We start from the raw sequence: 6,718 nt of genomic DNA, 5'->3' as shown, positions 1-6,718 counted from the left end.
GTGCCGACTACCGGAATCGAACTGGTGACCTACTGATTACAAGTCAGTTGCTCTACCTACTGAGCTAAGTCGGCACATTTTATTCTTTAACATTGTTCGTGCTAAGCACCAACAATTAATAAATTGTGGTGCCCGGAGGCGGAATCGAACCACCGACACGAGGATTTTCAATCCTCTGCTCTACCGACTGAGCTATCCGGGCGACGAGGTGTATTAAAAGGCTTTTCGGCTTTCAGGTCAACAATAAAATTAAAATAAAATATCGTTTGATGAATTTGTGCTCGGAGTGGGCTGTTTTTATGCGTTTTTAGCAGCAATGCGCCATGCTTTAAGCGATGTTTTAACATTGATAGTGTATTCACTTGCAAAATAAAGGCGATAAAAACAAAAAAGCACGTCTGAAAACGTGCTTTTTATTGAACAATTGACTTTAAACTAATGCTTTACTGAGAACTTGTTTACCCAACCTTCTAGCTCATTCGCTAGTGAAGCTAAACTTTGAGTACTTGATTGACTCTCGGTTACGACAGAGTTTAGTTGTCCTCCGCTTTCATCGATAAGGTTTATGCGTAGCGCAATATCATCGCTAACCTGCGTCTGCTCAGCGGCAGCAGTAGCGATCTGCTGGCTCATTGTGGTGATAGATTCTAACGCCGTTACAATTTGCTGTAGAGCTTCAGAGGCATTCTTAGACTCTGTAACAGTGCTTTCACTGGTTTCTGCACATATTTCCATTGTGTGAATGGCATTGCGAGAGCCTTCTTGCAGATTGGAGATCATATACTGAATCTCTTTTGTGCTGTCTTGTGTGCGTCCTGCTAGGTTGCGTACCTCATCAGCAACGACTGCGAAGCCTCGGCCTTGTTCTCCAGCACGTGCTGCTTCAATGGCTGCATTGAGTGCCAATAGGTTTGTTTGCTCTGCAATATCACCAATCACATCGAGCACTTTTACAATATTATTTACATCCTGATCTAGATCGGCGACCGCTTTACTCGCAGTATTTAATTGAGAAGCTAAACCTTGAATGTTTTCAACCGTGTTATGAATGAGTTTCTGAGTATGTTGGCTTTGTTTGTCAGCCTCGTCCGTATTGTTTGCGGTGTCGCTTGCTGAATTGGCAACATGGTTGGCTGAAGATGCCATTTCAGTCATCGCAGTGGCAATCATCGCCGTTGATTGCTGCTGAGATACGGTAAGATCGGCAATCGTATTTGATCGAGCTTCTACGGCAGACAACTCTGCGCGCAGTGCATGCATAGACTTCTCTAGGTTTGTCACCATGGTAGCTAGTGATTGACTCATATCTTGCACGGCACGATAGATACTTCCTCTCGGTGCCACAGTATCAAAACTGGTCTGAATGTCTCCTTGAGCGACAGCTTGAACTGCTTTACGCACGTCGTTAGGCTCTCCACCAAGTAGATGAAGCATTTTGCGAATCGAAATGATCAGGCCACTTAGAATACTTCCCGCGATAATCAGACACAGCACAAGCTGCCATTGTGCTGTCGACCAAAAACGTGCGTTAACTTCATTAAAGCCAATACCTGTACCGACAACCCAGCCCCAGTGTGGTGTTTTTTCTGCTATCGAGTGTTTTTCTTCAATGCTGCCATCAGCTTGTTTTTGGCTCCAGGTATATTCAACGATCTGACCTGTTTTGTGCCCCAATACATCTAGAATGAGTTGGCCTACGCTATTACCACTGCCATCTCTAAAGTCATGGAAGCTGGTTCCGTGCAGTTGAGGGTCTAGTGGTGCGGCGATGAACATCATATTTTCATCTGCGACATAAACGTATTCGTTGTCTTTGTAGATATTGTTACGAAGTAGGCGAGTGGCTAATGCTTTCGCTTCGTCTTCCGGCATTTTGCCTTCGATAGCCATCTTTTCTACTTCGGTAAGTATGCTGTACGCACTTTTAAATAGCTCAGTAACTCGAGCTTTGTTATCAAGGTTACTTGCGACGCGAAGTGTCCATAAGCCCGTTGCGGTCAGAGCTAGGAGAGCTAGCAATATGATCGCAGATAATAAATAGGCTTGAGTTTTTAGTTTCATATTTAGCTCACAAATAAAGTGTTATCACTATGCAAGGCATAGCTAAAAGAAGAAATGTAATAACTCGGGCATCTTAGTGAAGATGAATATGCTCGGATACTAATGCGTATTGAAATTACGATGAGGATTAAATTTTTAGCGTGAAATAAGTGTTTTTGAAGAAAGGATTTAATGTTCGCTGATGTTTAGAAATGAAGTGCAGATAAATGGGAAAGTGAGAAATGACGTATAAAGCAGATACAAAAAAGCCGCATCAAGTGATGCGGCTTTAAAAGTGGCTCCTCCTGCTGGGCTCGAACCAGCGACCTGCGGATTAACAGTCCGTCGCTCTACCAACTGAGCTAAGGAGGAATTATTCTTTTTTGTGTCTTGCTTATGAAGCAAGTGCACCAAATATGGTGCCTCGAGGCGGAATCGAACCACCGACACGAGGATTTTCAATCCTCTGCTCTACCGACTGAGCTATCGAGGCAAAAGAATGGTGCCGACTACCGGAATCGAACTGGTGACCTACTGATTACAAGTCAGTTGCTCTACCTACTGAGCTAAGTCGGCACACTGTATTCTTTCTAGAAGAGATTATCTCTTTAGTTTTTAAAATCTCACTTAAGTAAGATTCTAGAAATTGGCTCCTCCTGCTGGGCTCGAACCAGCGACCTGCGGATTAACAGTCCGTCGCTCTACCAACTGAGCTAAGGAGGAACTATTCTTTTTTGTGTCTTGCTTATGAAGCAAGTGCACCAAATATGGTGCCTCGAGGCGGAATCGAACCACCGACACGAGGATTTTCAATCCTCTGCTCTACCGACTGAGCTATCGAGGCAAAAGAATGGTGCCGACTACCGGAATCGAACTGGTGACCTACTGATTACAAGTCAGTTGCTCTACCTACTGAGCTAAGTCGGCACACTTTATTCTTTGTGCTTTTGTCCGTGTTATAACATTTCGTTAAGACACCAACAAATCAAATTGTGGTGCCCGGAGGCGGAATCGAACCACCGACACGAGGATTTTCAATCCTCTGCTCTACCGACTGAGCTATCCGGGCAACGGAGCGCTATTAAACGGATTTTCCCGCGTTGCGTCAACCACTTTTTTTAAATAATTTCAAAAAAGTGGTTGTTCGAACGCTTTTTATTCAACTGTCACTACAAAGTTTGCTTCGAGTTAAATTCCTTTTTGAAATTTGTAACTTTTTCTAGGTAGCGACGCGCTTCTGCGTTCGGGTGTTTCTTGGTTAACGCCCAATAAACTTGGTTGGGTTGCAATGAATTAAGATCTTGCATTGCGCGTTTGCGATCACTGCGATGAAATGTGTTTAAAACTCCTCCAGTACCGCCATTGTAAGCTGAAATCATGCTGTACTCGAGAGAGGTAGGGTGGCGGACTTCTCTTAAATAACGATTTTTTAAGATATAGAAATACGCAGTACCGGTATCTATGTTGTTTTCTGGATTAAACAAATATTCAGGGCTTGGTTGGCCCGAGCGCTTTTTCACGAGTTTGAACACATCTCGTCCCGCTGTTTTAGGTACAACTTGCATTAGGCCATACGCATTTGCCCAACTTACCGCGTATGGGTTGAAACTGCTCTCGGTTTTAATAATGGCGTATATCAAGTCTTCTGGAATGTCGTATTTCTTGGAAGCTCGACGCACGATATCGGCGTATTGGTAGCTGCGAGTTGAAAAGTGGTCTTCAACCATGGGAATTTCGACGTAATACGCTTTCTTGAAATCTACATTTTTGGTTTTTATTTTATTTGCGATGAGGTATTCCGCAAATCGGTTTGCCCGCCAAGACCATTGAATTGGCTTATTGTCTTGGTCGACAACTTGTTTATACAGGAATGGTTGCCCCTCTAACGTGATACCTTTAGAGGAGAATAAGTCGACGTGCGCGGGATCGTCTGGTGTTAATAAGGTGGTGACAATCGCGTCTTTTAGGTGTTTTTGGGGCTCGGTCGGTGATACGGTCTCTATCGTGATCACGCCTTTGCGAAAGTCGACCTCGGCGCGGCTAAGGTAGTTATCGATGTACTTAACGTAATTACTCTTGCCAGCGTACTTGATTTCTTTTTTACCCCAGCGCTTTTGAATATTGCCTGAAAAGCTATTGATTAAGGCATCTAGCGCCGCAGTATCTTTTTCAAATTGTCCTGGTAGCTCAGCTAAGTTATTGGCAAAACGGTTTGTTGGCTCGTAGTTGACGTCATAAATCTTTTCGACGAATTCACGGCTACAGCCTGCCATTAAAAGTGCGGCAGCAATAAAGACAATTTTTTTCATAAGTATCAGAGTTATTGAAGGTAATAGAAAAATGACACCACAAATGGTTGTGATGTCATTGTTTAACTCAAGCGACTTTATTCGCTCGGAGGTGTGTAACCTTCGATATGAACGTCTTTTCCTTCAAAGAGGAAATTTACCATTTCTGTTTCGATCAGTTTGCGGTGTTCTGGATCCATCATGTTGAGTTTCTTCTCGTTGATCAACATGGTTTGTTTGTGTTGCCACTGAGCCCACGCTTCTTTCGAGATGTTGTCGAAAATGCGTTTACCTAGTTCACCAGGGTAAAGTTGAAAGTCTAGACCTTCGCCTTCTTTCTTTAGTCGAGCACAAAATACAGTGCGGCTCATAATGACTCCTTGTATTCAATTAACGAAGTTCGTGGGGTAGCGTTTCCAGCAATAGTTTTACTGGCGCGGCTAAACCGACTTCTTCAGGTTTAGATAAGTTATACCAAAGACCTTTGTTGCCTTCCATTATCACGTCCGGTTGCTTTGATAAATCAATCAAAATTGGCGTGATATCTAGGTGGTAATGGCTGAATGTATGACGAAAGGTAATCAGTGTTTGCTTCTGTTTGATATTGCTGGCTTGAATGCCGCGTTGATCCAGTAGCAATTCAATGTCGCTTTCTGCATCCACATGTTCGGTTTGTGGGAAGCAGAATAAGCCACCCCAAATGCCTGTTTGTGGTCTTTGCTCCAACCACACCTCATGACCATTTTCGGTGTTGTGGTGAAGCATCACGAAACGAGTTTGCTTGATTGGTTTATCTTTCTTCGGTTTTTTGCCCGGGTAGTCGAGCACATTACCTTGTTGTTTTGCCACACACAGGTCAGCAACAGGGCAGAGGCTACATTTGGGTTTGCTGCGAGTGCAGACCATTGCGCCCATGTCCATCATTGCCTGGTTATACTTATCTACATCCGTTTGTGGGGTATGCGTTTCGGCAATTTCCCACAGCTGGTTTTCAACCTTTTTTTGTCCTGGCCATCCTGCAACTGCGAAACAGCGGGATAGGGTGCGCTTCACGTTACCATCAAGAATCGCGTGTGGTTGTTTATACACAGACGATAAAATGGCGGCAGCAGTAGAGCGACCAATCCCCGGTAGGGCGTTCATTTTCTCTATATCAAGAGGAAACTCACCATTGTATGTAGAGGCGACCTCTTGTGCTGCTTTGTGAAGGTTACGGGCTCGGGCGTAATACCCTAAGCCAGTCCAAAGGTGTAGGACTTCATCTTGCTCAGCATTGGCAAGATCGACCACGGTTGGAAAGCGCTCCAAGAAACGTTGGTAATACGGAATAACCGTAGTGACCTGAGTTTGCTGAAGCATAATTTCAGACAACCAGACACTGTATGCGGTCTTATTTTGTTGCCACGGAAGATCTTTTCTTCCATATGCGTCATACCATTCTAGGATGGCACTGGCGAAAGGTGTCACGACTTGCTCTGTATTCTATTATTGGTTAGGTGCAAAATTGCACCACATAATGGGCAAGAAGTACAACGGATAAACAGTAGGGATATAAAGAGGTGTGTCGTTGCTTTTGGGTTGCCATAGACCAAGAGCTCAACAAATACTTGCACCTAAGTAAATTCTTTGGATAATCCCCGCTTTGATTAATCAATGTGCAGGCAAAATCAATGAGTGAAGTAACCACTAACGAATACAACGAAGACGGAAAGCTGATCCGCAAAATCCGCAGCTTTGTACGCCGTGAAGGGCGTTTGACTAAAGGTCAAGAGAGCGCGATGAATGAATGCTGGCCTACGATGGGTATTGACTTCAAAGCTGAACTTCTCGATTGGAAAGAGGTGTTTGGCAACGATAACCCAGTAGTGCTTGAGATCGGTTTTGGTATGGGTGCTTCATTGGTTGAAATGGCAAAGAACGCGCCAGAGAAAAACTTCATCGGTATCGAAGTTCATAGCCCAGGCGTTGGTGCTTGTCTTGCCGATGCTCGCGAAGCGGGAATTACTAACCTGCGTGTAATGTGTCACGATGCGGTAGAAGTATTCGAACACATGATCCCAAATGGCAGCTTATCGACACTGCAATTGTTCTTCCCAGACCCTTGGCATAAGAAGCGTCACCACAAGCGTCGTATTGTTCAATTAGGTTTTGCGGAAATGGTGCGTGAGAAGCTTATCCCTAATGAAGGTATTTTCCACATGGCGACCGACTGGGAAAACTACGCAGAGCACATGATTGAAGTGATGAACCAAGCGCCAGGTTTCGAAAACATTGCTAAAGATGGTGATTTCGTTCCTCGTCCAGACGATCGCCCGCTAACGAAGTTTGAAGCTCGTGGTCACCGTCTTGGTCACGGTGTTTGGGATATCAAATATAAGCGTATTGCGTAA

General features: G+C 44.3%; 5 protein-coding genes and 9 tRNA genes. 1 reads left to right on the top strand and 13 read right to left on the bottom strand.

What is annotated here, in order from left to right; translation table 11 throughout:
• Position 1: 1 nt before the first annotated feature.
• From R7O13_RS17350 to mutY, 13 genes are all read right to left on the bottom strand, one after another.
• A tRNA-Thr gene (locus R7O13_RS17350) sits at positions 2-74 on the bottom strand.
• Between the two features lie 52 nt (positions 75-126).
• Positions 127-202 (bottom strand) — tRNA-Phe (locus R7O13_RS17345).
• A 233-nt stretch (positions 203-435) separates the two neighbouring features.
• Complete coding sequence (locus R7O13_RS17340) at positions 436-2,061, bottom strand: methyl-accepting chemotaxis protein (RefSeq protein WP_206958570.1); 1,626 nt, start codon at positions 2,059-2,061, stop codon at positions 436-438.
• Between the two features lie 275 nt (positions 2,062-2,336).
• Positions 2,337-2,412: transfer RNA gene (locus R7O13_RS17335), tRNA-Asn, on the bottom strand.
• A 45-nt stretch (positions 2,413-2,457) separates the two neighbouring features.
• Positions 2,458-2,533 (bottom strand) — tRNA-Phe (locus R7O13_RS17330).
• 7 nt (positions 2,534-2,540) lie between these two features.
• Positions 2,541-2,616 (bottom strand) — tRNA-Thr (locus tag R7O13_RS17325).
• A 71-nt stretch (positions 2,617-2,687) separates the two neighbouring features.
• A tRNA-Asn gene (locus tag R7O13_RS17320) sits at positions 2,688-2,763 on the bottom strand.
• 45 nt (positions 2,764-2,808) lie between these two features.
• A tRNA-Phe gene (locus tag R7O13_RS17315) sits at positions 2,809-2,884 on the bottom strand.
• Between the two features lie 7 nt (positions 2,885-2,891).
• Positions 2,892-2,967: transfer RNA gene (locus tag R7O13_RS17310), tRNA-Thr, on the bottom strand.
• Positions 2,968-3,033: 66 nt separating this feature from the next.
• Positions 3,034-3,109 (bottom strand) — tRNA-Phe (locus R7O13_RS17305).
• A 100-nt stretch (positions 3,110-3,209) separates the two neighbouring features.
• Entirely contained in the window at positions 3,210-4,349 is a 1,140-nt protein-coding gene (gene mltC / locus R7O13_RS17300; RefSeq protein ID WP_005381001.1) for a membrane-bound lytic murein transglycosylase MltC, read from the bottom strand.
• Between the two features lie 77 nt (positions 4,350-4,426).
• Positions 4,427-4,699, bottom strand: a complete 273-nt coding sequence (locus tag R7O13_RS17295; protein ID WP_005381002.1) for an oxidative damage protection protein — start codon at positions 4,697-4,699, stop codon at positions 4,427-4,429.
• Between the two features lie 19 nt (positions 4,700-4,718).
• Positions 4,719-5,795 (bottom strand): A/G-specific adenine glycosylase, encoded by a 1,077-nt coding sequence (gene mutY / locus R7O13_RS17290; protein WP_225466536.1) that lies wholly within the window; start codon positions 5,793-5,795, stop codon positions 4,719-4,721.
• Between the two features lie 203 nt (positions 5,796-5,998).
• Between mutY and trmB the strand changes: the two genes are divergently transcribed.
• Positions 5,999-6,718 carry a tRNA (guanosine(46)-N7)-methyltransferase TrmB gene (trmB, locus tag R7O13_RS17285; protein WP_005384506.1) on the top strand — a complete coding sequence of 240 codons (720 nt, stop codon included), beginning with the start codon at positions 5,999-6,001 and terminating at the stop codon, positions 6,716-6,718.

Source organism: Vibrio sp. Y176 (assembly GCF_033438945.1).
Note: the sequence above shows the minus strand (reverse complement) of the source record. Positions and strands in the feature narration are given on the sequence as shown.